This window comes from Streptomyces afghaniensis, from assembly GCF_044327915.1.
Lineage (GTDB): Bacteria > Actinomycetota > Actinomycetes > Streptomycetales > Streptomycetaceae > Streptomyces > Streptomyces afghaniensis.
The window spans coordinates 155,725-182,272 of the sequence record NZ_JBIRGJ010000009.1; the positions used below are offsets into that span (position 1 = coordinate 155,725).

21 protein-coding genes are annotated in these 26,548 nt (G+C 70.7%); 11 read left to right on the forward strand and 10 right to left on the reverse strand.

What is annotated here, in order from left to right; translation table 11 throughout:
- Positions 1-9 precede the first annotated feature (9 nt).
- Positions 10-1,005: a magnesium/cobalt transporter CorA gene (gene corA / locus ACH4G3_RS32685; RefSeq protein ID WP_397627897.1), complete on the reverse strand. Its 996-nt coding sequence runs from the start codon at positions 1,003-1,005 to the stop codon at positions 10-12.
- A gap of 61 nt (positions 1,006-1,066) precedes the next feature.
- On the opposite strand from corA, the gene ACH4G3_RS32690 reads away from it, so the two are divergent.
- The 4 genes from ACH4G3_RS32690 (at position 1,067) to mshC (ending at position 4,537) form a co-directional block, all read left to right on the forward strand.
- Positions 1,067-1,753, forward strand: coding sequence for a histidine phosphatase family protein (locus ACH4G3_RS32690; protein WP_397627898.1), 687 nt, complete (start codon positions 1,067-1,069; stop codon positions 1,751-1,753).
- Between the two features lie 78 nt (positions 1,754-1,831).
- Entirely contained in the window at positions 1,832-2,422 is a 591-nt protein-coding gene (locus tag ACH4G3_RS32695) for a DUF3090 domain-containing protein (protein ID WP_086563983.1), read from the forward strand.
- Positions 2,386-3,213 carry an SCO1664 family protein gene (locus ACH4G3_RS32700; RefSeq protein ID WP_397627899.1) on the forward strand — a complete coding sequence of 276 codons (828 nt, stop codon included), beginning with the start codon at positions 2,386-2,388 and terminating at the stop codon, positions 3,211-3,213. Before ACH4G3_RS32695 ends, ACH4G3_RS32700 begins: the two co-directional genes overlap by 37 nt.
- 94 nt (positions 3,214-3,307) lie before the next feature.
- Positions 3,308-4,537 carry a cysteine--1-D-myo-inosityl 2-amino-2-deoxy-alpha-D-glucopyranoside ligase gene (gene mshC, locus ACH4G3_RS32705; RefSeq protein ID WP_397627900.1) on the forward strand — a complete coding sequence of 410 codons (1,230 nt, stop codon included), beginning with the start codon at positions 3,308-3,310 and terminating at the stop codon, positions 4,535-4,537.
- Between the two features lie 76 nt (positions 4,538-4,613).
- On the opposite strand, the gene ACH4G3_RS32710 is transcribed toward mshC, so the two are convergent.
- The 6 genes from ACH4G3_RS32710 to ACH4G3_RS32735 form a co-directional block, all read right to left on the reverse strand.
- The gene (locus ACH4G3_RS32710; protein ID WP_020276825.1) at positions 4,614-5,597 is read right to left on the reverse strand and encodes a PAC2 family protein; all 984 of its coding nucleotides are present in this window, start codon (positions 5,595-5,597) and stop codon (positions 4,614-4,616) included.
- 157 nt (positions 5,598-5,754) lie between these two features.
- On the reverse strand, positions 5,755-6,426 hold the full coding sequence (locus tag ACH4G3_RS32715) for a FadR/GntR family transcriptional regulator (RefSeq protein ID WP_020276826.1): 672 nt from the start codon (positions 6,424-6,426) through the stop codon (positions 5,755-5,757).
- Between the two features lie 150 nt (positions 6,427-6,576).
- Complete coding sequence (locus ACH4G3_RS32720; RefSeq protein WP_397627901.1) at positions 6,577-8,193, reverse strand: glycerol-3-phosphate dehydrogenase/oxidase; 1,617 nt, start codon at positions 8,191-8,193, stop codon at positions 6,577-6,579.
- Positions 8,194-8,201: 8 nt separating this feature from the next.
- Positions 8,202-9,740, reverse strand: a complete 1,539-nt coding sequence (gene glpK, locus ACH4G3_RS32725; protein ID WP_397627902.1) for a glycerol kinase GlpK — start codon at positions 9,738-9,740, stop codon at positions 8,202-8,204.
- A gap of 84 nt (positions 9,741-9,824) precedes the next feature.
- Positions 9,825-10,619: an MIP/aquaporin family protein gene (locus tag ACH4G3_RS32730; protein ID WP_397627903.1), complete on the reverse strand. Its 795-nt coding sequence runs from the start codon at positions 10,617-10,619 to the stop codon at positions 9,825-9,827.
- A 279-nt stretch (positions 10,620-10,898) separates the two neighbouring features.
- Positions 10,899-11,672 (reverse strand): IclR family transcriptional regulator, encoded by a 774-nt coding sequence (locus tag ACH4G3_RS32735; protein WP_020276830.1) that lies wholly within the window; start codon positions 11,670-11,672, stop codon positions 10,899-10,901.
- A gap of 362 nt (positions 11,673-12,034) precedes the next feature.
- Here ACH4G3_RS32735 and metH point away from each other — a divergent pair, with 362 nt between their 5' ends.
- From metH to ACH4G3_RS32755, 4 genes are all read left to right on the forward strand, one after another.
- Positions 12,035-15,547, forward strand: a complete 3,513-nt coding sequence (metH, locus tag ACH4G3_RS32740) for a methionine synthase (RefSeq protein ID WP_397627904.1) — start codon at positions 12,035-12,037, stop codon at positions 15,545-15,547.
- A gap of 170 nt (positions 15,548-15,717) precedes the next feature.
- Positions 15,718-16,419, forward strand: coding sequence for an HAD family hydrolase (locus ACH4G3_RS32745; RefSeq protein WP_397627906.1), 702 nt, complete (start codon positions 15,718-15,720; stop codon positions 16,417-16,419).
- A 408-nt stretch (positions 16,420-16,827) separates the two neighbouring features.
- Positions 16,828-18,432 carry an ABC transporter substrate-binding protein gene (locus tag ACH4G3_RS32750; RefSeq protein ID WP_397627907.1) on the forward strand — a complete coding sequence of 535 codons (1,605 nt, stop codon included), beginning with the start codon at positions 16,828-16,830 and terminating at the stop codon, positions 18,430-18,432.
- A gap of 108 nt (positions 18,433-18,540) precedes the next feature.
- Positions 18,541-20,124 carry an ABC transporter substrate-binding protein gene (locus tag ACH4G3_RS32755; protein WP_397627908.1) on the forward strand — a complete coding sequence of 528 codons (1,584 nt, stop codon included), beginning with the start codon at positions 18,541-18,543 and terminating at the stop codon, positions 20,122-20,124.
- A gap of 77 nt (positions 20,125-20,201) precedes the next feature.
- On the opposite strand, the gene ACH4G3_RS32760 is transcribed toward ACH4G3_RS32755, so the two are convergent.
- Together ACH4G3_RS32760 and ACH4G3_RS32765 are read right to left on the reverse strand one after the other, a co-directional pair.
- Positions 20,202-20,873 carry a response regulator gene (locus tag ACH4G3_RS32760; protein WP_010045368.1) on the reverse strand — a complete coding sequence of 224 codons (672 nt, stop codon included), beginning with the start codon at positions 20,871-20,873 and terminating at the stop codon, positions 20,202-20,204.
- Between the two features lie 54 nt (positions 20,874-20,927).
- Positions 20,928-21,899, reverse strand: coding sequence for a RecB family exonuclease (locus ACH4G3_RS32765; protein ID WP_397627909.1), 972 nt, complete (start codon positions 21,897-21,899; stop codon positions 20,928-20,930).
- 626 nt (positions 21,900-22,525) lie between these two features.
- On the opposite strand from ACH4G3_RS32765, the gene ACH4G3_RS32770 reads away from it, so the two are divergent.
- The 3 genes from ACH4G3_RS32770 (at position 22,526) to ACH4G3_RS32780 (ending at position 25,993) form a co-directional block, all read left to right on the forward strand.
- Positions 22,526-24,121 (forward strand): site-2 protease family protein, encoded by a 1,596-nt coding sequence (locus ACH4G3_RS32770; RefSeq protein ID WP_397628127.1) that lies wholly within the window; start codon positions 22,526-22,528, stop codon positions 24,119-24,121.
- Positions 24,122-24,170: 49 nt separating this feature from the next.
- Positions 24,171-25,073: a tRNA (adenine-N1)-methyltransferase gene (locus ACH4G3_RS32775; protein ID WP_020274881.1), complete on the forward strand. Its 903-nt coding sequence runs from the start codon at positions 24,171-24,173 to the stop codon at positions 25,071-25,073.
- 341 nt (positions 25,074-25,414) lie between these two features.
- Positions 25,415-25,993 (forward strand): hypothetical protein, encoded by a 579-nt coding sequence (locus ACH4G3_RS32780; protein WP_397627910.1) that lies wholly within the window; start codon positions 25,415-25,417, stop codon positions 25,991-25,993.
- A gap of 59 nt (positions 25,994-26,052) precedes the next feature.
- On the opposite strand, the gene ACH4G3_RS32785 is transcribed toward ACH4G3_RS32780, so the two are convergent.
- Positions 26,053-26,358, reverse strand: coding sequence for a ferredoxin (locus tag ACH4G3_RS32785; protein ID WP_020274879.1), 306 nt, complete (start codon positions 26,356-26,358; stop codon positions 26,053-26,055).
- Between the last annotated feature and the right edge of the window lie 190 nt (positions 26,359-26,548).

Here is a 26,548-nt window from a genome sequence, read left to right on the forward strand (position 1 = left end):
CGGCCCGCTCTACAACCAGCCCCGGCGCTTGAACAGCCGGAACACCAGCACCTCGAGAACGGCCATCACCGCGATCAGCGCCGGATAGGACCACTCCCAGCGCAGCTCGGGCATGTGGTCGAAGTTCATGCCGTAGATCCCCGCGACCATCGTGGGGATCGCGGCCATGGCCGCCCACGCGGAGATCTTCCGCATGTCGTCGTTCTGCCGGACGCTCATCTGCGCCAGATGCGCGTTGAGGATGTCGGACACCAGCCGGTCCAGGTTCTCCACGGACTCGTTCACACGCGTGAGGTGGTCGCTGACGTCCCGGAAGAACGGCCGGGCCCGGTCGTCCACGAACGGTACGGCCACGCCGGACGGTGCCGTGCCCGCCAGGCGGCTCATCGGCAGGGCCAGCGGCCCGGTCGCCCGCCGGAACTCCAGGACCTGCCGTTTGAAGTTGTAGATCCGGGACGCGGTGTGCCGCGAGCCCCCGTCGTCCGGTGAGAAGACCTCCGCCTCCAGTCCCTCCAGGTCGGCCTGCAGCTCGGTCGCGACCTCCAGGTAGTGGTCGACGGCGGCGTCGGCGACGGCGTACAGCACGGAGGTGGGGCCGGTGCCCAGCAGGTCCGGCTCCTGCTCCAGCCGGTGCCGTACGGCCTTGAGCGGGGCGCCCTCGCCGTGCCGGACCGTGACGACGAACGCGTCGCCCAGGAAGATCATGATCTCGCCGGCGGAGACGGTGTCGCTCTGCGGCTCGTACACCACGGGCTTGAGCACCACGAAGAGCGAGTCGTCGTACACCTCCAGCTTGGGCCGCTGGTGGGCCTTGAGGGCGTCCTCGACGGCCAGGGGATGCAGTCCGAACTCCTGCGTCACATGGTCGAATTCGCGCTCCGTCGGCTCGTGCAGCCCGATCCACACGAAACCGCCCGCCCTGCGGGCCTCACCCAGGGCGTCGGAGAAGTCCTCCGGCCCTTCCGACCGGTGTCCCTCGCGGTAGATGGCACAGTCGACGATCACTAAGAGAGTCTCCCGTCACTCGAACGACACCGTACGCGCGCGTGCGCCTACGCTGGACCGCATGCCCACGTTGATCCTGGTCCGGCACGGACGTTCCACCGCCAACACCGAGGGACTGCTCGCCGGCTGGACGCCCGGTGTCGCCCTCGACGAACGAGGCACCGCGCAGGCCGCCGCGCTGCCCGGGCGGCTCGCCGAACTGCCCCTCGCCGAGATCGTCACCAGCCCGCTCCAGCGCTGCCAGGAGACGATCGGGCCCCTGCTCCAGGCCCGGCCGGACCTCAGCCCGCACACCGACGAGCGCATCGGCGAGTGCCACTACGGCGACTGGTCGGGGCGCAAGCTCGACGAGCTCAAGGACGAGCCCCTGATGGAGGTCGTGCAGGCCCATCCGTCCGCGGCGGCGTTCCCCGGCGGGGAGTCGATGCGGGCCATGCAGACACGCGCCGCCGAGGCCGTACGCGAGTGGAACGCGCGCGTGGAGCGCGACCACGGCGCCGACGCCGTCTACCTCATGTGCTCGCACGGCGACATCATCAAGTCGCTCGTCGCCGACGCACTCGGACTTCATCTGGACCTCTTCCAGCGGATTTCTGTTGAACCGTGTTCCATCACCGCGATCCGCTACACCCGGCTGCGGCCGTTTCTCGTCCGCCTCGGCGACACCGGCGACTTCACGTCCCTGGTGCCGCGCGAGGAACCGCCGGGCGACGAAGCCCCCGTCGGAGGTGGTGCGGGCGCACCGTGATCGTCGGCCGCAGTAGGGTGAAGCGGTCGCAGCAGTGCCGTGGTCACACGGTTCCCACGATTCCAATGGAGACAGGACGTGTCCCGTCAGGTGTTCCTCTACGACCATCCGGAGCGTTTCGTGGCCGGCACGGTCGGACTGCCCGGGCGCCGTTCGTTCTTCCTCCAGGCCTCCGCCGGCTCCCGGGTGACCAGCGTGGCCCTGGAGAAGACCCAGGTCGCCGCGCTCGCCGAACGTATGGACGAACTGCTCGACGAGGTCGTACGCCGTAGCGGAGGCAGCGCTTCCGTCCCCGCCGTCGCACCGTCGGACATCACCGACACCGCCCCGCTGGACACTCCCATCGAGGAGGAGTTCCGGGTCGGCACGATGGCGCTCGCCTGGGACGGCGAGGAGCAGCTGATGATCGTCGAGGCGCAGGCGCTCGTCGAGCTCGACGCCGACACCGAGGAGGACCTCGCCGAGGCCGAGGAGCGGCTGCTCCAGGACGAGGAGAACGGGCCCCCGATGCTGCGGGTCCGGCTCACCGGTGCGCAGGCGAGGGCCTTCGCCAAGCGCGCCCTCGACATCGTCAACGCCGGGCGGCCGCCGTGCCCGCTGTGCAGCCTCCCGCTCGACCCGGAAGGACACGTATGTCCGCGCCAGAACGGATACCGCCGCGGAGCGTGACACCTCCGGACGCCGCCGAGCTGCTCGCCCGGGGCGAGATCACCGTGCGCGGACGCATCCGTGAGGCGTCCAACGCGGCCCTGTACTGCACCGTCTCGTACGACGGCCAGGACGCGGCCTGCATCTACAAGCCGGTCGCCGGGGAGCGGCCCCTGTGGGACTTCCCCGACGGGACGCTCGCCCAGCGCGAGGTCGCCGCGTACGAGGTCTCCGAGGCGACCGGCTGGGGCCTCGTCCCGCCCACCGTGCTGCGGGAGGGCCCCTACGGCGAGGGCATGTGCCAGCTGTGGGTCGAGGCGGTGCCGGAGGCGGAGCTGCTCGCCCTGGTCGACGGGGAGGAACCGGAGCCGGGCTGGAAGGCCATCGGCTTCGCCGAGGTCGGCGAGGGCCGCACCGCGCTGCTCGTGCACGCGGACGACGAGCGGCTGCGGCGGCTCGCGGTGCTGGACGCCGTGGTCAACAACGCCGACCGCAAGGGCGGGCACCTCCTGCCGACCGGCGAGGGGCGGCTGTACGGGATCGACCACGGGGTCACCTTCAACGTCGAGAACAAGTTGCGGACCCTGCTGTGGGGGTGGGCGGGGGAGCCCCTCACCCAGGAGGCCGTCGATGTCCTCGAAGGCCTCAGGAAGGACCTGGCGGACGGCGGTCCCCTCACCGCCCGGCTCCAGCCGCTGATCACCGGCGCGGAGATCGACGCCACCCGCGCGCGGGTCGCCGCGCTGCTCGCCTCGGGGAAGCATCCCGAGCCGAGCGGTGAGTGGCCGGCGATCCCCTGGCCACCCGTGTAGCAGCACACAGGCCGAACTACCGCAAGAGCGCCTTCTCGGCCGTCCGGCCCGCTCCCATTCGTATATGGAACTTCAGTCCGGTTAGGCTCAAGGCATGCATGCCTGGCCCGCTTCCGAGGTCCCCGCCCTGCCTGGTCAGGGCCGCGACCTGAGGATCCACGACACCGCGACCGGCGGCCTCGTCACCCTCGACCCCGGTCCCGTCGCCCGTATCTACGTCTGTGGCATCACCCCGTACGACGCCACGCACATAGGACATGCGGCGACCTACAACGCGTTCGACCTCGTGCAGCGCGTGTGGCTCGACACCAAGCGGCAGGTTCACTACGTCCAGAACGTCACCGACGTCGACGACCCGCTCCTTGAGCGGGCGCAGCGCGACGGCCTCGACTGGGCCGCGCTCGCCGAGCGGGAGACGGCCCTCTTCCGCGAGGACATGACGGCCCTGCGGATGCTGCCGCCGCGACAGTACATAGGCGCCGTCGAGGCGATACCCGGGATCGTCCCGCTCGTCGAGCGCCTGCGGGACATGGGCGCGGCCTACGAACTCGAAGGCGACGTCTACTTCTCCGTCGAAGCCGACCCGCACTTCGGCAAGGTCTCCGGGCTCGACGCCGCGGCGATGCGGCTGCTGTCCGCCGAGCGCGGCGGCGACCCGGAACGCCCGGGCAAGAAGAACCCGCTCGACCCGATGCTGTGGATGGCGGCCCGGGAGGGCGAGCCCAGCTGGGACGGCGGATCGCTCGGGCGCGGACGGCCCGGCTGGCACATCGAGTGCGTGGCCATCGCCCTCGACCACCTCGGCATGGGTTTCGACATCCAGGGCGGCGGCTCCGACCTGGCCTTCCCGCACCACGAGATGGGCGCCTCGCACGCCCAGGCCCTCACCGGCGAGTTCCCCATGGCCAAGGCGTACGTGCACGCCGGCATGGTCGCCCTCGACGGCGAGAAGATGTCCAAGTCCAAGGGCAACCTGGTTTTCGTCTCCACGCTCCGGCGCGACGGCGTCGACCCGGCCGCCATCCGGCTCGCGCTGCTCGCCCACCACTACCGCGCGGACTGGGAGTGGACCGACCAGGTCCTCCAGGACGCCGTCGCACGGCTCGGCCGCTGGCGGGCCGCCGTGTCCCGGCCCGACGGGCCGCCGGCGGAGGCGCTCGTGCAGGAGATCCGCGAGGCACTCGCCAACGACCTGGACGCACCGGCCGCGCTCACCGCCGTCGACCGCTGGGCCGCGCTCCAGGAGCGGAGCGGCGGCACGGACGAGGGCGCCCCCGGGGTGGTCTCCCGGGCGGTGGACGCCCTGCTGGGCGTGGCGCTGTAGCCGTACGGAACGCGAAGGGGCGCCTCCCGGCCGGGAGGCGCCCCTTCTGCTGTCCTTCTGCCGTACTCGGTCCCGCTCAGTCCTCCGACGACTCCTCGTCGTCCGTGCCCGGCTTGGGCGGCTTCGGCGGGCGCGTACGGCCGCTGGGGTTGTCCCGCAGGTACGACGTGCTGTCGCTGCCGTCCGCCGTGGCGTGCCCGCCGGAGGCGGTCGGTCCGCCGCCGTCCCGGCGCCGCAGATAGCGCTCGAACTCGCGGGCGATCGCCTCACCCGACGCCTCCGGCAGCTCGGCGGTGTCCCGGGCCTCCTCCAGCGACTGGACGTACTCGGCGACCTCGCTGTCCTCGGCGGCCAGCTGGTCCACGCCGACCTGCCAGGCGCGCGCGTCCTCGGGCAGCTCGCCCAGCGGGATGCGCACGTCGATCAGGTCCTCCAGCCGGTTCAGCAGAGCCAGCGTGGCCTTCGGGTTCGGCGGCTGCGACACGTAGTGCGGCACCGCCGCCCACAGTGAGACGGCCGGCACGCCCGCGTGCGTGCAGGCCTCCTGGAGGACGCCGACGATGCCCGTGGGCCCCTCGTACTTGGTCTCCTCCAGGTCCATGCGGCGGGCCAGGTCCGGGTCGGACGTCGTCCCGCTGATCGGAACCGGGCGGGTGTGCGGGGTGTCACCGAGCAGGGCGCCCAGGACGACCACCAGTTCCACGCCGAGTTCGTGCGCGAAGCCCAGCAGTTCGTTGCAGAACGAACGCCATCGCATGGACGGTTCGATACCCCGGACGAGGACGAGATCACGTGGCTTGTCCCCGCCGACCCGGACGACCGACAGCCTCGTGGTGGGCCATGTGATCTTCCGGACGCCCGCTTCCATGAACACCGTGGGGCGGTTGACCTGGAAGTCGTAGTAGTCCTCGGCGTCCAGCGCCGCGAAGACCTCGCCCTTCCACTCCCTGTCCAGATGCGCGACCGCGGTGGAGGCGGCGTCGCCGGCGTCGTTCCAGCCCTCGAACGCGGCCACCATGACCGGGTCGATCAGCTCGGGAACCCCCTCGAGCTCGATCACCCAGCGCCTCCTTCCGACGTGCCCTCGCGTACCCCCCAACCTTACGGCGTGCCAAGGGGGCGCCCGCAGCCCCCTCGCAGGGGGAGTGAACCCATCACTGCCCCGCGATCCGCCACTGAACACCCCGGATTGATCCGAGCTGTCCGTGAGGCCCTGGTCACAGCGTGGAGCGCAGCCACTGCTCCACGCTCGCGATGTGCACCGTCGCCCAGGAGCGCGCCGCCTCGGCGTCCCGGTCCCGCAGGGCCGCGAGGATCGCCCGGTGCTCGCGCAGGGTGCGGCTGACCGCGTCCTCCTGGGTCAGACCGCGCCAGATCCGGGCCCGGGTGGTGGGGCCCGACAGCCCGTCGAGCAGTGAGCACAGCACCGAGTTGCCCGAGCTCTGCACGATGCCCCGGTGGAACTCCAGGTCGCAGGCGACCAGATCCTCCACGGAGGGGGCGTCGCCGAGCTTGTCCAGCTGGGCCGTGAGCGCGTCCAGTTGCTGTTCGCTGATCCGCAGCGCGGCCATGGCCGTCGCGGCCGGTTCCAGGATGCGGCGCACGGCCAGGAACTCCAGGACCGTGTCGTCGCGGTGGAAGTCCACGACGAAGCTCAGCGCCTCCAGCAGGAGTTGCGGGTCGAGACTGGTGACGTAGGTGCCGTCGCCCTGCCGGACGTCCAGGATCCGGATGAGGGACAGCGCGCGCACGGCCTCCCGCAGGGAGTTGCGGGACAGGCCGAGATCGGCGGCGAGTTCGCTCTCCTTCGGCAGCCGGTCGCCCGGCCGCAGCGCGCCGGAGACGATCATGCCCTTGATCTTCTCGATCGCCTCGTCGGTGACTGCCATGGCCGGCCTCCCTGTCGCTCAAGACCTCCGACGTATCAGGTCATTATGGGGGGTCGGGGACGCGGAAGGGGCGGCTCCGTCGGCGTGGAACCGCCCCTTCCGGCAATGGGATCCCCCGGTCCCTCCAGTGGGACCCCTCCCGGGTCGTGCCTACTTCTTGTCGAGCAGGTCCTGGACCTTGGCGCGGACGTCGTCGGTGGCCAGGCCGCGGATCGTCAGGGTCGTGCGGCGGCGCAGCACGTCGTCCTGTGTCTCGGCCCACTCGTGGTCCCGGGCCCAGACGACCTGCGCCCAGATCTCCGGGGCGTCCGGGTGGACGCGCTCGGCGAGCTCGGGGCTCTCGTTCGCCAGGCGGGCGATGTCGAACGCGAGCGAGCCGTAGTGCGTGGCCAGGTGCCTGGCGGTGTCGGCCGCCATGCGCGGGCCGGGTGCCGGGCGGTCGGTCAGCAGCCGGTGGGCGACCGCGCGCGGGTTGGCGATGCCGGGCAGCGGAAGCTTCTTCGGCAGCGAGCTGATGGGCTCGAAGTCGTCGCCCAGCGGGTGGCCCGGCAGCGACTCCAGCTTCTGCATGATGGTCCGGCCGATGTGGCGGAAGGTGGTCCACTTGCCGCCCGCGACGGACAGCATCCCGCCCTTGCCCTCGGTCACCACCGTCTCGCGCTTGGCCTTCGCGGTGTCGCCGGGGCCGCCTGGCAGCACCCGCAGGCCGGCGAAGGCGTACGTGATGAGGTCGCGGCTCAGCTGCTGGTCGCGGACGGAGAAGGCGGCCTCGTCGAGGATCTGGGATATGTCCTTCTCGGTGACCGCGACGTCCGCCGGGTCGCCCTCGAACTCCTCGTCGGTGGTGCCGAGGAGCAGCATGTCCTCCCAGGGGAGGGCGAAGGTGATGCGGTACTTGTCGATCGGGGTCGCGAGCGCGGCCTTCCACGGGGAGGTGCGCTTCAGGACCAGGTGCGCGCCCTTCGACAGGCGGATGGAGGGCGCGGCGTTCGGGTCCTCCATCTTCCTCAGGTGGTCGACCCACGGGCCGGTCGCGTTCAGCACCAGCCGGGCGCTGACGCCGAAGTCGTCGCCGGAGAGACGGTCCCTGAGCTCGGCGCCGGTGACCCGGCCCTGGGTGAAGCGCAGGCCCGTCACCTCGGCGTGGTTGAGGACGACCGCGCCCGCCTCGACCGCGCCGCGGACCGTCATCAGCGCCATGCGCGCGTCGTTCATCTGGTCGTCGCCGTACACGGCCACGGCCTTGAGGTTCTCGGTGCGCAGCTCCGGCACGTCCTGCGCGGCCTTGGCCGGCGAGAGCAGGTGGCCGACGCCGTCACCGAAGGCGGAGAGCGCGGAGTAGGCGAAGACGCCCGCCCCGAGCTTCGCCGCGCCGTGCGGCCCGCCCTTGTAGACGGGGAGGTAGAAGGTGAGCGGGTTCGCCAGGTGGGGGGCCACCTGGCGGGAGACCGCACGGCGCTCGAAGTGGTTCTCCGCCACCAGCTTCACCGCGCCGGTCTGCAGGTAGCGCAGACCGCCGTGGAGCAGCTTGGAGGAGGCGGAGGAGGTGGCACCGGCGAAGTCGCCGGCGTCGACCAGAGCCACCCTGAGGCCGGACTGCGCGGCGTGCCAGGCGGTGGAGATGCCCAGGATGCCGCCGCCGATCACGAGGAGGTCGTACGACGCCTTGGCGAGCTGCTCCCTGGTCTCGGCTCGGCTCGGGTTCGAGCCGGAGGCCGGGTGCGTTCCCAGGGCAGGCACGGACTGCAGGGTGGACTGACTGGTCATGCGGTTTCTTACTCCTCGTCCTCGAGCCAGCCCATGGTCCGCTCGACGGCCTTGAGCCAGTTCTTGTACTCACGGGCGCGGGTGTCCGCGTCCATGCGGGGGGTCCACTCGGCGGCCCGGCGCCAGTTGGCGCGCAGGTCGTCGGTGCTGTTCCAGAAGCCGACGGCGAGGCCGGCGGCGTAGGCGGCGCCGAGGCAGGTGGTCTCGGCGACCATCGGGCGCACCACGGGGGCGTCCACGAAGTCGGCGAGGGTCTGCATCAGCAGGTTGTTGGAGGTCATGCCGCCGTCGACCTTCAGGGCGGCCAGCTCCACGCCGGAGTCCTTCGTCATGGCGTCGGCGATCTCGCGGGTCTGCCAGGCGGTGGCCTCCAGGACGGCACGCGCCAGGTGCGCCTTGGTGACGTACCGGGTCAGACCGGCGATCACACCGCGTGCGTCGGAGCGCCAGTACGGGGCGAACAGGCCGGAGAAGGCCGGCACGAAGTAGGCACCGCCGTTGTCCTCCACCGACAGCGCCAGCGTCTCGATCTCGGCGGCCGTGGAGATCAGGCCCATCTGGTCGCGCATCCACTGCACCAGCGAGCCGGTGACGGCGATCGAGCCCTCCAGGGCGTAGACCGTGTCCTGGTCGCCGATCTTGTAGCCCACGGTGGTCAGCAGGCCGCTGTACGAGTTGATGATCTTGTCACCGGTGTTCATCACCATGAAGGTGCCGGTGCCGTACGTCGACTTGGTCTCGCCCTCGGCGAAACAGGTCTGGCCGAACAGGGCGGCCTGCTGGTCGCCGAGCGCGGAGGCGACCGGGATGCCGCCGAGCAGGTCGCCCAGCTTGCCGCCCGTGATCTCGCCGTAGACCTCGGCGGAGGAGCGGATCTCGGGCAGGATCTGCTTCGGGACGCCGATCGACTCGCAGATCTTGTCGTCCCACTCCATGGTGTGCAGGTTCATGAGCATCGTGCGGGACGCGTTGGTGACGTCCGTGACGTGCTTGCCGCCGTCGACACCACCGGTCAGGTTCCAGATGACCCAGGTGTCCATGGTGCCGAAGAGGATGTCGCCCGCCTCGGCGCGCTCCTTCAGCCCGTCGACGTTGTCGAGCAGCCAGCGGGCCTTGGGACCGGCGAAGTAGGAGGCGAGGGGGAGGCCCGTCTCGCGGCGGAAGCGGTCCTGGCCGACGTTGCGGCCGAGCTCGCGGCAGAGGGCGTCGGTGCGGGTGTCCTGCCAGACGATGGCGTTGTGGACGGGCTCACCGGTGTTCTTGTCCCACAGCACGGTCGTCTCGCGCTGGTTGGTGATGCCGATGGCCTTGATGTCGTCGCTGGTGATGCCGGCCTTCTCGATGGCCCCGGCGACGACCTCCTGGACGTTGGTCCAGATCTCGGTGGCGTTGTGCTCGACCCAGCCCGGCTTCGGGAAGATCTGCTCGTGCTCCTTCTGGTCGACGGAGACGATCCGGCCGTCGCGGTCGAAGACGATGCAGCGGGAAGAGGTGGTGCCCTGGTCGATGGCGGCGATGAAGGGGCCGGCGGTGTGCGCGTCGGTCACTGTGTGCTCCTGATAATTCCGGTTTAAGGGGCTTTACGTACGGCGCGTGCTGGAAGTTTCGCGAACGGGCGCGAGGATTGCTTCTTAAGCGAATGCGACGTTGTAGATGCCTGCCGCGATGGCGCCGCCGATCAGCGGACCCACCACGGGGACCCAGGCGTAGCCCCAGTCGGAGCCGCCCTTGTTGGGCAGTGGCAGCAGGGCGTGCACGATGCGCGGACCGAGGTCACGGGCCGGGTTGATCGCGTACCCGGTCGGGCCGCCGAGGGACAGACCGATGGAGACCACGACCAGCGCGGTGATCAGGGCGCCCAGGGTGCCCAGGCCGTTGCCCTTGTCGTTCAGGCCCTGGGTGAGCACGGCGAGCACGAGCACGACGGTGCCGATGATCTCCGTGGCCACGTTCTGCCAGGCGACCCGGACCTCGGGCCCGGTGGAGAAGATGCCCAGCACGGGGCCGGCGCCCTTCTCCTGGGCCTCGACGGCCTTGGCGGCGGTGTCCTGCGCACCCGGACCGCCGACGATCTCCCGGTCGGTGAGGTGGGCGTGGAACTGGCCGTAGTAGGCGATCCAGACCAGGGCGGCACCGATCATGGCGCCGAGGATCTGTCCGGCCCAGTAGACCGGGACGTTCTTCCAGTCGCCGTCCTTGATCGCGAGAGCGAGGGTGACGGCCGGGTTCAGATGGGCGCCGGACAGCGGCGCCGTCGTGTAGACCGCCGTGAGCACCGCGAAGCCCCACCCGAAGGTGATGGCGAGCCAGCCGGCGTTGCGGGCCTTGGAAGCCTTCAGCGTGACGGCGGCGCAGACTCCGCCGCCGAGGAGGATGAGTATGGCGGTACCGATGGTCTCGCCGATGAAGATGTCGGAGCTGGACACCCGCGACTCCTTTGTCCTTCGTCCAGGGGTGAAGTTCTATACCGGCCTGGCGTTGTCACACTCTAGCGCGTATTGCCGGTAGCTGTTCGACAATGTCGACCGATGGACGGGAGTCTTGCTTCGGCGTTACGAGCACGTCAAGGGCTGTGTTGTCGAAAACACGATCGTTACTGATCGCCGCGGCCTCGTGGATCTCCAGCGCGGTCGCCGGTGGCCGGTGAGCGCGGGCATGCCGACGACCGGAACGCCCCTGCGGCGCCCCGGTCCTCGCGTGTTCCGTCAGAACCGTCCGGCGCCCAGATCCCGCGACACCGCGCGGGCGCAGTCCCGGACCGCCGCGATCAGCTCGGGGCGCAGTGCTCGCTCCTCGTCGGGCCGGCACAGCCGCTCCACGGCGCCCGTGATGCCGACCGCGCCGACCGGCATGCGCCGCCGGTCGTGGATGGGCGCGGCGAGGGAGGCGACGCCCTCCCAGGTCTCCTCGACGTCCGCCGCGTAACCACGCGCGCGGGTGACGTCGAGGATGTGCTCGAAGTCCTCCGGCTCGCACACGGTCCGGTCGGTGAACGCCTTGCGGTCGGCCTCCAGGGCCTCGCTGTGCGCCACCGGGTCGTAGGCGGAGAGCACCTTGCCCAGCGCCGTCGAGTGCAGCGGCTGCATGGCGCCGATCTCCAGGACCTGCCGGCTGTCGTCGGGCCGGAAGACGTGGTGCACGATCAGCACGCCCTGCTGGTGCAGGACGCCCAGGTAGACGCTCTCGCCGCTGGAGCGGGCCAGGTCGTCGGTCCACACCAGGGCGCGCGCCCGCAGCTCGTGCACATCGAGGTAGGTGGTGCCCAGGCGCAGCAGCTCCGCGCCGAGCTGGTAGCGCCCGGAGGTGTCGTCCTGCTCCACGAAGCCCTCCTGCTGCAGGGTGCGCAGGATGCCGTGAGCGGTGCCCTTGGCCAGGCCAAGCGACGAGGCGATGTCCGACAGGCCGAGCCGCCGCTCGCCGCCCGCGAGCAGCCGCAGCATCGCGGCCGCCCGTTCGAGCGACTGGATGTTCCGTGCCATCGCCGTACTGCCTCCGTCCCCTTCGACCGCCGACCAGCGGCGCCCGCAGCCTTTGTTCGGCAATGCCGAACACTACCGGTCGTTGCCGACCTCTCGCTAATGGCGGGTCACCATTTGTTGCGTCGGCGGGTCGCCCTGTGTCGCACCGGCGCCGCGCGCTGGTGCGACACAGATGGCTCATCAGGGGCACATCAGTGGCACAACGGCCGTTCGGGACGCCACTCGCGTCCGTCCCGTGGACGCCCTGCCCATCCCGGCCCGCTCCCGGTTACGCTGGCGCCGTGCGCCGTTCCCCCGGATGCCCCCCGTGTGTCCGGGAAGCCGCATAGCCGACAGCCGTCGCACTCGAGGGAGCCCCTTACATGGCCTCGTTGCCACCGACCCCTTCCGACAGCCGGACCCGTGTGTCCGCCCTCCGAGAGGCCCTGGCCAGCCGTGTGGTCGTGGCCGACGGGGCCATGGGCACCATGCTCCAGGCGCAGGACCCGACGCTCGAGGACTTCGAGAATCTCGAAGGCTGTAACGAGATCCTCAACCTGACGCGGCCGGACATCGTCCGTTCCGTCCACGACGCGTACTTCGCGGTCGGCGTCGACTGCGTCGAGACCAACACGTTCGGCGCCAACCACACGGCCGCGGCGGAGTACGAGATCTCCGACCGGGTGCACGAGCTGTCCGAGGCGGGTGCCCGGATCGCCCGCGAGGTGGCCGACGAGTACGCCGCCCGGGACGGCCGGCCGCGCTGGGTGCTCGGCTCGATCGGCCCCGGCACCAAGCTGCCCACGCTCGGCCACGTCACCTACGGCACCATCCGCGACGGCTACCAGGCCAACGCCGAGGGACTGCTCGCCGGCGGCGCGGACGCGCTGCTCGTGGAGACCACGCAGGACCTGCTCCAGACGAAGGCCTCCGTCCTCGGCGCCCGCCGGGCCATGGAGGCCACCGGCGTCGAGGTGCCCCTGCTGTGCTCGATGGCCTTCGAGACCACCGGCACCATGCTGCTCGGCTCCGAGATCGGCGCGGCGCTGACCGCCCTGGAACCGCTGGGCATCGACATGATCGGCCTGAACTGCTCCACCGGTCCGGCCGAGATGAGCGAGCACCTGCGCTATCTGACGCGCCACTCGCGCATCCCGCTGCTGTGCATGCCGAACGCCGGCCTGCCGATCCTCACCAAGGACGGCGCGCACTTCCCGCTCGACGCCGAGGGTCTGGCCGACGCCCAGCAGAACTTCGTCCGGGACTACGGCCTGTCCCTGGTCGGCGGCTGCTGCGGCACCACGCCGGAGCACCTGCGGCAGCTGGTGGAGCGCGTCCGGGACGTCACCCCGAGCGAGCGCGCCCCGCAGCCCGAGCCGGGCGCCGCCTCCCTCTACCAGAGCGTGCCGTTCCGGCAGGACACCTCCTACCTGGCCATCGGCGAGCGCACGAACGCCAATGGTTCGAAGAAGTTCCGCGAGGCCATGCTGGACGGCCGCTGGGACGATTGTGTGGAGATGGCCCGGGAGCAGATCCGTGAGGGCGCGCACATGCTCGACCTGTGCGTGGACTACGTGGGCCGCGACGGTGTCGCCGACATGGAGGAGCTGGCCGGCCGCTTCGCCACCGCCTCCACGCTGCCGATCGTGCTGGACTCCACCGAGGTCGAGGTGATCCGGGCCGGTCTGGAGAAGCTCGGCGGCCGTGCGGTGATCAACTCGGTGAACTACGAGGACGGCGCCGGACCCGAGTCCCGCTTCGCCAAGGTCACCCAGCTCGCCAGGGAGCACGGCGCCGCGCTGATCGCGCTGACCATCGACGAGGAGGGCCAGGCCCGCACCGCCGAGAAGAAGGTCGAGATCGCCGAACGGCTCATCGACGACCTGACCGGCAACTGGGGCATCCACGAGGAGGACATCCTCGTCGACTGCCTGACCTTCACGATCTGCACCGGCCAGGAGGAGTCCCGCAAGGACGGCATCGCCACCATCGAGGGCATCCGCGAGCTGAAGCGGCGCCACCCGAAGGTGCAGACCACGCTCGGTCTGTCGAACATCTCCTTCGGCCTCAACCCGGCCGCCCGCATCCTGCTCAACTCCGTCTTCCTCGACGAGTGCGTCAAGGCGGGCCTGGACTCGGCGATCGTGCACGCGAGCAAGATCCTGCCGATCGCCCGCTTCAGCGAGGAGGAGGTCCGGACGGCTCTGGACCTCATCTACGACCGCCGCGCCGAGGGCTACGACCCCCTGCAGAAGCTCATGCAGCTGTTCGAGGGCGCCACCGCCAAGTCCCTCAAGGCCGGCAAGGCCGAGGAACTGGCCGCCCTGCCGCTGGACGAGCGCCTCAAGCGGCGCATCATCGACGGCGAGAAGAACGGCCTGGAGGCCGACCTCGACGAGGCCCTGCAGTCCCGCCCCGCCCTCGACATCGTCAACGAGACCCTGCTGGAGGGCATGAAGGTCGTCGGCGAGCTGTTCGGCTCCGGCCAGATGCAGCTGCCGTTCGTCCTGCAGTCCGCCGAGGTGATGAAGACGGCCGTCGCCCACCTCGAACCGCACATGGAGAAGACCGACGAGGCCGGCAAGGGCACCATCGTGCTGGCCACCGTGCGCGGCGACGTGCACGACATCGGCAAGAACCTCGTCGACATCATCCTGACCAACAACGGCTACAACGTCGTCAACCTGGGCATCAAGCAGCCGGTCTCCGCGATCCTGGACGCCGCCGAGGAGCACAGGGCCGACGTCATCGGCATGTCCGGTCTCCTGGTCAAGTCCACGGTGATCATGAAGGAGAACCTGGAGGAGCTGAACCAGCGCGACCTGGCGGCGAAGTACCCGGTCATCCTCGGCGGCGCCGCCCTCACCCGCGCCTACGTCGAGCAGGACCTGCACGAGATCTACCAGGGCGAGGTCCGCTACGCCCGTGACGCCTTCGAGGGCCTGCGCCTCATGGACGCCCTGATCGGCGTCAAGCGGGGCGTGCCGGGCGCCAAGCTGCCCGAGCTGAAGCAGCGCCGCGTGCGGGCCACCGCCCCGGCCGCCGTGGAGGAGCGCCCCGAGGAGGGGCACGTCCGCTCCGACGTCGCCACCGACAACCCCGTACCCGAGCCGCCCTTCCGCGGCACCCGCGTGATCAAGGGCATCCAGCTCAAGGAGTACGCGAGCTGGCTCGACGAGGGCGCCCTGTTCAAGGGCCAGTGGGGCCTGAAGCAGGCCCGCACCGGCGAGGGGCCGTCCTACGAGGAACTCGTCGAGAGCGAGGGCCGGCCCCGGCTGCGCGGGCTGCTGGACAAGCTCCAGACGGAGAACCTGCTGGAGGCGGCCGTGGTCTACGGCTACTTCCCGTGCGTCTCCAAGGACGACGACCTGATCATCCTGGACGAGCAGGGCAACGAGCGCACCCGCTTCACCTTCCCGCGCCAGCGCCGCGGCCGGCGCCTGTGCCTGGCCGACTTCTTCCGCCCGGAGGAGTCCGGCGAGACGGACGTCGTGGGCCTCCAGGTCGTCACCGTCGGCTCGCGCATCGGCGAGGAGACCGCGCGGCTCTTCGAGGCCAACGCCTACCGCGACTACCTCGAACTGCACGGCCTGTCCGTGCAGCTGGCCGAGGCACTCGCCGAGTACTGGCACGCGCGCGTGCGCTCCGAACTCGGCTTCGCCGGCGAGGACCCGGACGAGATGCAGGGCATGTTCGAGCTGAAGTACCGGGGCGCCCGCTTCTCCCTCGGCTACGGCGCCTGCCCCAACCTGGAGGACCGCGCGAAGATCGCCGACCTGCTCCAGCCGGAGCGTATCGGCGTCCACCTGTCGGAGGAGTTCCAGCTGCACCCCGAGCAGTCCACGGACGCCATCGTGATCCACCACCCGGAGGCGAAGTACTTCAACGCCCGCTGAGCCGCCCCAACGGGCACACGCCGCAGCGTCCCCCGGCGTATGCATGGTGTGCCCGGGGGCACAGCGGCTAAACGAGGCACATCGTTCGCGCACAACGTAGACTGGTCGGTCCACTGCAGGCCGGTTCCCACGTGGGAACCGGCCTGATCGTCCCTCAAGGAGGTAGGTGGATGACCAGTACGGTCCCCGCGCTCGGTACACGTACGGCCGAAGGCTCGGCTCTGCAGGCCGTGCTCCTCGACATGGACGGCACCCTGGTGGACACGGAGGGCTTCTGGTGGGACGTCGAGGTCGAGGTCTTCGCCTCCCTCGGCCACAGGCTCGACGAGTCCTGGCGCCATGTCGTGGTCGGCGGCCCCATGACCCGCAGCGCGGGGTTCCTGATCGAGGCCACCGGTGCCGACATCACCCTCGACGAGCTCACCGGGCTCCTGAACGGCGGCTTCGAGGACCGCATCGGCCGCGCCCTGCCGCTGATGCCCGGCGCCGGGCGGCTGCTGGCCGAGCTGTACGAGTACGAGGTCCCCACGGCCCTGGTCTCCGCCTCGCATCGGCGCATCATCGACCGGGTGCTGACCTCCCTGGGCGCGCACCACTTCGCCCTCACCGTGGCCGGTGACGAGGTCCCGCGCACCAAGCCCCACCCGGACCCGTACCTGGCGGCCGCCGCCGGACTCGGCGCCGAGCCCGCCCGGTGCGCCGTCATCGAGGACACCGCGACCGGAGTCGCCGCCGCCGAGGCCGCGGGCTGCCAGGTCGTGGCGGTGCCCTCCGTGGCCCCCATCGCCCCGGCCCTGAGGCGCACGGTCGTCACCTCTCTCGAAGAGGTCGACCTGACATTTCTGCACGGCCTGATGACGGAAATGCGCTAGGTGTTCACCCAGCGTGCAGCGGCGTTAGAGCGGTAATTCCGAAGGTGAATTCGAACTCCCCGGACGATCGAATTCCCGTACCCTCGCACCCGTTTACGGGTGTGACGTTCCCCACGCAGTCCGGGGTCGACAGCGGGTCCGGCGCATGCTGTGCACCCCCTCCGGGGGGTCATCGGCGTGCCCTTGTGTCCCGATTGGTGGAACGCTGCACCAAAGCTTCCGCTGTCGGGTTTTCAGTGCGTCCACGCCCGGTTCCGCAGCGTGATGGGTGCTCAACTCCGGTGGCGGCGAACCCTCCTGCCGACCGCGACTAATCTCGACGCGAGAACATCGCCCCACCCCCGTGATCCGCTGCGCCACCCCTGCATGCCGGGTACACGGAGTCGACAGCTCTGGAGAAACTCGAGCATGAACCGCAAGACTTTGGTGCTGCCGGCCGTGATCGGCCTGCTCGCGCCGGTGCTCGCCGCCTGCGGCGGGTCCGACAGCGGGAGTGACAACGGCGGCGCGATCGTCGTCGGCACCACGGACCGGTTCACCGCCTCGAAGGACGCCCCCGCGCCCCTTGACCCGGCGTACGCCTACGACGTCGGCACCTGGAACATCCTGCGCCAGACCGTGCAGACCCTGATGATCCAGCCGCGCGGCGAGGGCGAGCCGGTACCGGAGGCCGCCGAGCGATGCGGCTTCACCGACACCGGCAACGAGCGCTACGCCTGCACCCTGCGCGACGGCCTGAAGTTCGCGAACGGCGACCCCGTCACCGCGGCCGACGTCAAGTACTCCATCGACCGCGCCCGTTCCCTCAAGGCCGACAGCGGCGTGTTCGCGCTGCTGTCCACCATCGACACCGTCGAGACGCAGGGCGACCGCGAGGTCATCTTCCATCTCAAGACCGCCGACGCGACCTTCCCGTACAAGCTGTCGACCCCGGTCGCCGGCATCGTCGACCCCGACGACTATCCGAAGAACAGGCTGCGCGACGGCTTCGACCTCCAGGGCTCCGGCCCGTACACCCTCAAGGCCGACGTCGAGAACGGCGAGCTGGTCAAGGCGGAGTTCACCCGCAACCCCGACTACAAGGGGAGCCTGAAGGTGAACAACGACAAGATCGACATGGTCTCCTTCAAGGACGCCGACGCCATGGGCGAGGCGCTCGAGAAGGGCGACATCGACCTGATGACGCGCACCATGTCGCCGGAGCAGATCCGCAAGCTCTCGGGCGACGCGGACACCGCCGTCGACCTCGTCGAGATGCCCGGCCTGGAGATCCGCTACCTGGGCTTCAACACCGACGCCCCGACCGTGAAGTCCAAGGCCGTACGCCAGGCGATGGCCCAGGTCGTCAACCGCAGCGAGCTGGTCTCCAAGGTCTACGGCTCCCAGGCCGAGCCGTTGTACTCGCTCGTCCCGGCCAGCGTCACCGGCCACTCCAACTCGTTCTTCAACAAGTACGGCGACCCGAACGTCACCAAGGCCCGCGCCCTGCTGAACCAGGCGAACGTCACCACCCCGGTGAAGCTCACGCTGCACTACACGACCGACCACTACGGTCCGGCCACCAAGCAGGAGTTCCAGGTCCTGCGCGACCAGCTGAACTCCAGCGGCCTGTTCGACGTCAGCATCAAGGGCACGCCGTGGGACACGTTCCGCCCGGCCGAGAAGAAGGGCGAGTACGACGTCTACGGCATGGGCTGGTTCCCCGACTTCCCGGACGCGGACAACTTCCTCGCGCCGTTCCTGGACAAGGACAACACCCTCGGCTCGCCGTACGACAACAGCCAGATCCGCAACACCCTGATCCCGGAGTCCCGCCGTGAGGCGGACCGGCTGTCCGCCTCCAGCAGCCTGACGGACATTCAGGACATCGTCGCCTCCGACGTGCCGGTGCTGCCGCTCTGGCAGGGCAAGCAGTACGTCGCCGCGCGCGACGACATCACGGGTACCGCGTACGCGCTCAACTCCTCGTCGACGCTCCAGCTGTGGGAGCTCGGCCGGGGCGTGAGTGGCTGACGGACCCACTGGAACCCCGGGGCCGGTGACCGCGGCCCCCGGGGAACCGTGCCCCGGAGCCGGGGACATGCTCCGGGCGTTCTCGAGAACCGACGACAAGGCACACACGTGAACATACGCAACCAGTGGCCGGTCCTGCCCATCGTGGCGGGGCTCGCCTCCGGCCTGCTGACCGGCTGTGGAACGGAGACCGGAGACTCCGCGGGGGACGGCTCCAACGTGGTGGTGGGGATGTCCGACGACGTCCTGGCCACGGACCCGGCCTCCGGCTACGACCCCGGCTCCTGGCTGTTGTTCAACAACGTCTTCCAGTCGCTGCTCAGCTTCCCCAAGGGCGCAACGGAACCCCAGCCGGAGGCCGCCGAGAGCTGCGCCTTCAGCGACACGCAGACCACGGTCTACAAGTGCACGCTGAAGGACGGCCTCAAGTTCAGCAACGGTGACCAGCTCACCTCCGAGGACGTCAAGTTCTCCTTCGACCGCATGCTGAAGATCAACGACCCCGACGGGCCCGCGATCATGTTCCCCACCCTGGAGAAGGTCGAGACGCCGGACGAGAAGACGGTCGTCTTCCGGCTCAACACGGCCGACGCCACCTTCCCGAGCAAGATCGCCTCCGGCGCCGGCTCCATCGTCGACCACCGCCAGTACGACGCGGACGGGCTGCGCAAGGACGGCAAGGCCGTCGGCTCCGGCCCCTACCAGCTCGACTCGATCGACGACGAGCAGGCCGTCTTCTCCGTCAACGAGAACTACAAGGGCACCGCCAAGGTGAAGAACACCGGCGTGACGCTCAAGTTCTTCGACGGCGACCAGACCGCCCTGAAGCAGGCGATCCAGGCCGGGGACGTCGACATCGCCTACCGCGGCCTGACCGCCGGCGACATCGCGGACATGGAGAAGGCCGACGACGGCACCGGAGTCGAGGTCGTCGAGGGCAGCAGCGCCGAGGTCCAGCACCTGGTGTTCAACATGAACGACCCGGTCGCCGGAAAGGCCGGCGTTCGCAAGGCCATCGCCCACCTGATCGACCGCGAAGCCCTCATCAAGGACGTCTACCAGGGCACCGCGACCCCGCTGTACTCGATCATCCCGGCCGGAATCGCCGGTCACAACACGGCCTTCTTCGACACCTACGGCGCCCGCCCCTCCAAGTCCAAGGCGGCCGCAGCCCTGCGCGCCGACGGCATCACCGGCAAGGTGAAGCTGACCCTGTGGTCGACGCCGTCCCGCTACGGCCCCGCCACCGACCAGGAGTTGAACGCCATCGCCGGCCAGCTCAACGCCAGCGGCCTGTTCGACGCCGACGTCAAGTCCGTCCCCTTCGGCCAGTACGAGAAGGACATCGCCGCCGGCAAGTACGGCGTCTACGTGAAGGGCTGGGTGCCCGACTACCCGGATGCCGACAACTTCACGGCCCCGTTCTTCGGCAAGGGCAACGTGCTGGGCAACAACTACGACAACGGCACCATCACCGGCACGCTCATTCCGCGCACCGCCGCCCTGACCAACCGCGCCGCCACGGACAAGGAGTTCGGCGAACTCCAGGACATCGTCGCCGACGAACTGCCCGTCCTGCCGGTGTGGCAGGCCAAGCAGTACGCGGTCGTCCGCGACGGCGTCTACGGACTGGAGTACTGCCTCGACGCGTCCACCGTGTTCCGCTTCTGGGAGCTGAGCAAGGACTCCTGACGCACCCGCGTGCGTGACGGAAGAGGGCGCCCCCTGCTCGGCAGGGGGCGCCCTCTGTGTCTCCGGTGCTCGGGTGTCTACTGCGCGCCGGGGCGCACCAGCCCGCTCTCGTACGCGTACACCGCTGCCTGCACGCGGTCGCGCAGGCCCAGCTTGGTGAGCACGTGCCCGACGTGCGTCTTGACGGTGGTCTCGCTGACGAACAGGTCCGCGGCGATCTCGGCGTTGGACAGCCCGCGCGCCACCAGCTTCAGCACCTCGACCTCGCGGTCGGTGAGCGTGTGCAGGGTGTCCGGCACGGGCTCCTCACCCGACGGCAGATGCGTGGCGTACTTGTCGAGCAGGCGCCTGGTGATGCTCGGCGCGAGCATCGCCTCGCCCGCGGCCACCACCCTGATCGCCTGCACCAGCTCGTTGGCCGGAGCGTCCTTCAGCAGGAAGCCGCTGGCACCGGCCCGCAGCGCCTCCACCACGTACTCGTCGAGGTCGAAGGTGGTCAGCACCAGGACCTTCGCCGGACCGTCCCGCCCGGGGCCGGTGATCTGCCGGGTCGCCTCCACGCCGTCCATCCGCGGCATGCGGATGTCCATCAGGACCACGTCGGGCTGCAGCGCCCGCACCTGGTCGAGCGCCTGGAGGCCGTCTCCGGCCTCGCCGACGACCGCGAGGTCCTGCTCGGCCTCCAGGATCATCCGGAAGCCCGTACGGAGCAGGGGCTGGTCGTCGACCAGTAGGACGCGGATGGCCACGTAAGTCTCCTTCGCTAGTCCGGCCCCATTCTGCCCTGCGCGAGGCCGCCGGGCTCAGCCGCCCTGGCCGGTCGCCCGCAGCGGCAGCGGGTACGGCGGGGGAGTGCCGCCGAACTCCGGGCAGTGGGCCTGGTGGTCGCACCAGCCGCACAGCTTCGTGGGGCGCGGCCGCCAGTCGCCCGTCTCGGTCGCCAGCCGGATCGCCTCCCACAGCGCGAGCAGCTTGCGCTCGACCCGCTCCAGGTCGGCGAGGACCGGGTCGTACGTCAGCACCTGGCCGCTGCCGAGATAGACCAGTTGGAGCCGCCTCGGAACCACGTTCTTCAGCCGCCAGACGACGAGGGCGTAGAACTTCATCTGGAACAGGGCGCCCTCGGAGTACTCGGGCCTGGGGGCCTTCCCCGTCTTGTAGTCGACGATCCGGACCTCGCCCGTGGGCGCCACGTCGACCCGGTCGATGATGCCGCGCAGCCGCAGCCCGGACTCCAGCTCGGCCTCGACGAACAGCTCCCGCTCGGCCGGCTCCAGCCGGCTGGGGTCCTCCAGGGTGAACCAGCGCTCGACGAGCTGCTCGGCCTCGCCCAGCCAGCGCGCCAGCCGCTCGCCCTCGGGGTCGTCGGCGAAGAGCTCCACGACCTCCGGCCGCGTCTCCCGCAGCCGGTCCCACTGGCCCGGGATCAGCGACTTCGCCCTGGGCGCCGTGCGCTCGGCCGCCGGGGCGTCGAAGAGGCGCTCCAGGACCGCGTGCACCAGCGTGCCCCTGGTCGCCGCCTCGCTCGGCTTCTCCGGCAGCCGGTCGATGACCCGGAAGCGGTAGAGCAGCGGGCACTGCATGAAGTCACTGGCACGCGAGGGGGACAGCGAGGCGGGCGGTATGGCCGTGGGTGTGGTCTCGGCCGCGGGCACGGCCGCCGTCTCCACTGCCGTCTCGATGACCGCCTCCACGGACCCGGCCGGTACCGGCGGATCCACCGCCGCGGCAGGGCTGCTGTCGGGCTGCGCCGTGCCCTCGGTGCTCGTCTCCATGCCCCAGACCATACGGGCCGCCACTGACAGTGACCCAGCCGCGGTCACGCCGCGGGCAGGAGTGAGGAGGCGGGACGGAGGGAAACTCAGGGGTGCCGGGGCGGAAGGCACCTCGACGGACGCATACCATCGACTCGAGACCCTCCCGTCCGGCAGGCGCGGGAGACGATGCGAACGAGGGGACACCGGTGGACGAGAGCGGCGGGCGCGGGCAGCCGCGGTCCGGCAACGAGGAGTCGGCCGAGCGCCAAGCACGGCATCCGGCCCGGGCCACCGACCCGACCCCCGCCGACGAACAGTCCACGGACGTACGGCGGTTCACCTCCACGAGCGACGACGACGCCCCTGCCGCGCCGCCGCCGACCCGGCCGGACGACCGCCCGTCTCCCCAGGCACCCGGACCGACGGCCGACCCGGCAGTGACCGAGGCGCCCGGCACCGACCGTCCGGTCGTACGGCCGGGAGACCCGGCACCGGGCCAGGCCCCAGCCGCCACCACCGACGGCCCTCCGGAAGCGTCACCCCAGGCGCACCCCGACCGCACGCAGGCCCCCGCCCAGGGTGAGGACTCCGGCACCCGCTTGTCGGAGGCCGACGCGCACCTCGACCGCCCGGAGGGCGATCCCTTGCGCAAGGCCCCCACCCGCGGCGGGGACGACGGCAGCAGCCGTTCGGAGGGCGACGCGCACGCGGACCACCCGGAGGGCTCCGCCCACGGCGACAACCGCCGTTCCGGGAGCGACGCGCACGCGGACCGCCCGGAGGCCGACGCCCTGCGCAAGGCCCCCGCCCACGGCGAGGACGCCAGCACCCGCTTGTCGAAGGCGGACGCGCACCCCGACCGCCCCGAGCCCGACGCCCTGCGCAAGGCCCCCGCCCACGGCGACCACGATGGCAGCGGCCGTCCGCCGGAGGGCGACGCACACCCCGACCGTGCTTACGCCGCCGGGCCGCACGCGGGCTCCGCCGCGGGCAAGACCGATGCGCACAGCCGGCCCGCCACCCACGGCACCGGTGACCGCCACCTCGCGCACTCGGCCGACGGCAAGGGCCCCGCGCCCCAGCGCCCGGAGCCGCGAGGCGGACTGCTGATGGGGCGGCCGTTCGGTGTGCCCGTCTACGTCGCGCCCAGCTGGTTCCTCGTCGCCGCGCTGATCACCTGGGTGTTCGGCGGACAGCTGGAGCGCGTGCTGCCCGAGCTCGGCGCCGCCCGCTACCTGGTCTCCCTGTTCTTCGCGGTCGCCTTCTACGCGTCCGTGCTGGTGCACGAGCTGGCCCACACGGTCGCCGCCCTGCGCTTCAAGCTCCCGGTCCGCCGCATCCAGCTCCAGTTCTTCGGCGGCGTCTCCGAGATCGAGAAGGAGGCCGAGACCCCCGGACGGGAGTTCGTGCTCGCCTTCGTCGGACCGCTGCTCTCCCTCGTCCTGGCCGGTGTCTTCTTCGCCGCCATGCAGACCGTGGAACCCGGCACGGTTCCGGGCGTGCTGCTGGCCGGTCTGATGATCTCCAACCTCATCGTGGCCGCCTTCAACCTCCTGCCCGGCCTGCCCCTGGACGGCGGCCGCATGCTCCGCGCGGTCGTCTGGAAGATCACCGGCAAGCCGATGGCCGGCACTGTCGCCGCCGCCTGGGTCGGCCGCGCCCTCGCCGTCTCCGTCCTGATCGGCCTGCCCCTGCTGACCCAGTCCGGCGCCCTCGGCACCGACGCCGTGGACAACGTCGGCATGGACACCGTCCTGGACGCCCTGCTCGCCGCCATCCTCGCCGCGATCATCTGGACCGGCGCCGGCAACAGCCTGCGCATGGCCCGCCTGCGCGAGCACCTCCCCGAACTGCGCGCCCGCGCGCTCACCCGCCGAGCCGTCCCGGTCGAGACCCACACCCCGCTCTCGGAGGCCCTGCGCCGCGCCAACGCCGCCGGCGCCCGCGCCCTGGTCGTCGTCGACGCCCACGGCAACCCCGTCTCCCTCGTCCGCGAGGCCGCCATCGTCGGCGTACCGGAACACCGCCGCCCCTGGGTCGCGGTCAGCGGCCTCGCCCAGGACCTGACCGACGGCATGCGCGTCTCGGCGGAACTGTCCGGCGAGGAGCTCCTGGACGCGCTCCGGGCGACTCCCGCGACCGAGTACCTGGTGGTCGAGGAGACCGGCGAGATCTACGGCGTCCTGTCCGCGGCCGACGTGGAGCGAGCCTTCGTGAAGGCCATGGCCCGCCCCTCCTAGTGGCCGGACCGTGGTCGGAGGCCCGCTCAGGTGCCGGTAGGCTGGTCACATGTCCGAACCGACCGGTGCCGCCCGCAGGCGCGGGCCCTTCAAGGTCGGGGACCAGGTACAGCTGACCGACCCCAAGGGCCGCCACTACACGTTCACGCTCGAGGCCGGGAAGAACTTCCACACCCACAAGGGTTCCTTCCCGCACGACGAACTGATCGGCGCTCCCGAGGGCAGCGTTGTCCGCACCACAGGAAACGTCGCCTACCTCGCGCTGCGCCCCCTGCTCCCCGACTACGTCCTGTCCATGCCCCGCGGGGCAGCCGTCGTCTACCCGAAGGACGCGGGGCAGATCCTCGCCTTCGCCGACATCTTCCCCGGCGCCCGCGTCGTGGAGGCCGGCGTCGGCTCCGGCTCGCTCAGCAGCTTCCTGCTGCGCGCCATCGGCGACCAGGGCATGCTGCACAGCTACGAGCGCCGCGCGGACTTCGCCGAGATCGCCCAGGCGAACGTGGAGCGCTACTTCGGCGGCCCGCACCCCGCCTGGCAGCTCACCGTCGGCGACCTCCAGGACAACCTGTCCGACGCCGACGTCGACCGCGTCATCCTCGACATGCTCGCCCCCTGGGAGTGCCTGGAGGCCGTCTCCAAGGCGCTGGTCCCCGGCGGCATCCTGTGCTGCTACGTGGCGACCACCACCCAGCTCGCCCGGACCGTCGAGTCCATCCGCGAGATCGGCTGCTTCAACGAGCCGACCTCCTGGGAGACGATGATCCGCAACTGGCACATCGAGGGCCTGGCCGTCCGCCCGGACCACCGGATGATCGGCCACACCGGCTTCCTGCTCACGGCCCGCCGCCTCGCCGACGGCGTCGAGCCGCCCATGCGCCGCCGCCGCCCCGCCAAGGGCGCCTACGGCGAGGACTACGCCGGCCCCAACGCCGACGGCGGTACCGGCCGCTGAGACGACCCGCCGCCCCGCACAACGCACAGGCGCCGTGGCGGAGTTCCCGGGCCCACTCCGGGAACTCCGCCACGGCGCCTCACTGTTGCCCGGGCTGCCGCCACGGGTGAACCAGCGTGTGTCCCCCTTGACCTGAAACAGGTCCCTCGACGGCCCGCCTTGCCGACGTGACGCGGGCTCGCGGCGGCCCGCGACGGCATTTGCTCGCTGACGCAGCGGCAGGGACCGTAACCCTTCTGACTTCCCCGGCGCAGGACCTGCACACCCCGCCGTTCCCTCGCGGTGTGACGTGTGGCACCATCTTGGCCACCCACCGGCACAGCCCTCAGGAGACACTCCTAGTGCAGCCTTCCGCCGTCCCGGAGCTCGCCCACACCCACACCCGCCCCATCCACTGGCTCGCCACCGCGACGGCCGTCGCCGGCGTCGTGGCCTTCTCCTCGTTCCTCCAGCCGGGAGCGGCCACGGCGGCCCAGGCGGCCGGCCCAGAGACCAGAAGCGCTCCGGCGCAGCTCGCGCCGCCCGACCCGGCCGCGGTGACGTTCCCGATCGAGTGCGGCCCGGTGAAGGCCGTGGTGAAGAAGCGGGCTTCCGGCGACCTCGACGGCGACGGCAACCCCGAGACGGTCGCCGTGGTCCACTGCGACTCCCCGATGGGCACCCCGCCGGACGGCGTGTACGTCCTCACCCGGGGCGGGGACGGCGGCGAACCGCGCGTGGTGGCGACCCTGCTCGACCCCAAGGACGGCACCACCGTCAGCGACTTCGCCGTACGCGACGGCGCCGTCACGGCCACGCTCCTCGGCTACTCGTCGTCCGATGTGCCGCGTTGCTGCCCCGATGTGCACAGCGACGCGAAATGGCGTTGGCACGGCGGCGCGTTCGTGCGCTCGACACCGGCCGGTGCCCGCAGTGTGTGAGGCCTCTGCGCCCCGGCGTGTGAGATATCAGACAGGAGTGACGGAGCGTAGAGAAGTAGTCACTCTGCGTCCGGCCCGTAGACCTCGGCCCTGTCCGAAACGCGACGTACGTGGATGCACTCGCCCGGACACTCCTTCGCCGAGTCGATCACGTCCGTGAGAAGCGGCAGCGGAACGGGCGTTGTCGCGCCCTTGTCCTGGAGCAACTCGTCGTCGGGGCTCTTCACATAGGCCAGACCGTCGATGTCCAGCTCGAACACCTCGGGCGCGTACTGGGCGCAGATGCCGTCACCGGTACACAGGTCCTGGTCGATCCAGACCTCCAGCGCATCGCCGTCGACCCCGGCCTCCTGCTGCACGCTCATGTCTCCTGCCGTTTCGTGCGTCGAGCCGTGCCGGGAATCCGGCCAGCTCTGACGGGTGTTGAACGCTTCGACCGTACCTGAGGCTGGGTTCCAATCATGTTCGCTGGGTATTCCCCTGGCGTGAGGGAGAGCGCAAGGGTGAAGATCGGACACACCCCGACCGTCTTTGTGATCTAGGGGTTTCAATCGA

What these genes read in the sequence shown, in the direction of transcription:
- ACH4G3_RS32690 (WP_397627898.1), top strand. Translation starts at nt 1,067, where the DNA reads ATGCCCACGTTGATCCTGGTCCGGCACGGACGTTCCACCGCCAACACC.
- ACH4G3_RS32765 (WP_397627909.1), bottom strand. Translation starts at nt 21,899, where the DNA reads ATGGAGACGAGCACCGAGGGCACGGCGCAGCCCGACAGCAGCCCTGCC.
- ACH4G3_RS32775 (WP_020274881.1), top strand. Translation starts at nt 24,171, where the DNA reads ATGTCCGAACCGACCGGTGCCGCCCGCAGGCGCGGGCCCTTCAAGGTC.
- ACH4G3_RS32735 (WP_020276830.1), bottom strand. Translation starts at nt 11,672, where the DNA reads ATGGCACGGAACATCCAGTCGCTCGAACGGGCGGCCGCGATGCTGCGG.
- ACH4G3_RS32715 (WP_020276826.1), bottom strand. Translation starts at nt 6,426, where the DNA reads ATGGCAGTCACCGACGAGGCGATCGAGAAGATCAAGGGCATGATCGTC.
- mshC (WP_397627900.1), top strand. Translation starts at nt 3,308, where the DNA reads ATGCATGCCTGGCCCGCTTCCGAGGTCCCCGCCCTGCCTGGTCAGGGC.
- metH (WP_397627904.1), top strand. Translation starts at nt 12,035, where the DNA reads ATGGCCTCGTTGCCACCGACCCCTTCCGACAGCCGGACCCGTGTGTCC.
- ACH4G3_RS32720 (WP_397627901.1), bottom strand. Translation starts at nt 8,193, where the DNA reads ATGACCAGTCAGTCCACCCTGCAGTCCGTGCCTGCCCTGGGAACGCAC.
- ACH4G3_RS32750 (WP_397627907.1), top strand. Translation starts at nt 16,828, where the DNA reads ATGAACCGCAAGACTTTGGTGCTGCCGGCCGTGATCGGCCTGCTCGCG.
- ACH4G3_RS32700 (WP_397627899.1), top strand. Translation starts at nt 2,386, where the DNA reads ATGTCCGCGCCAGAACGGATACCGCCGCGGAGCGTGACACCTCCGGAC.
- ACH4G3_RS32785 (WP_020274879.1), bottom strand. Translation starts at nt 26,358, where the DNA reads ATGAGCGTGCAGCAGGAGGCCGGGGTCGACGGCGATGCGCTGGAGGTC.
- ACH4G3_RS32745 (WP_397627906.1), top strand. Translation starts at nt 15,718, where the DNA reads ATGACCAGTACGGTCCCCGCGCTCGGTACACGTACGGCCGAAGGCTCG.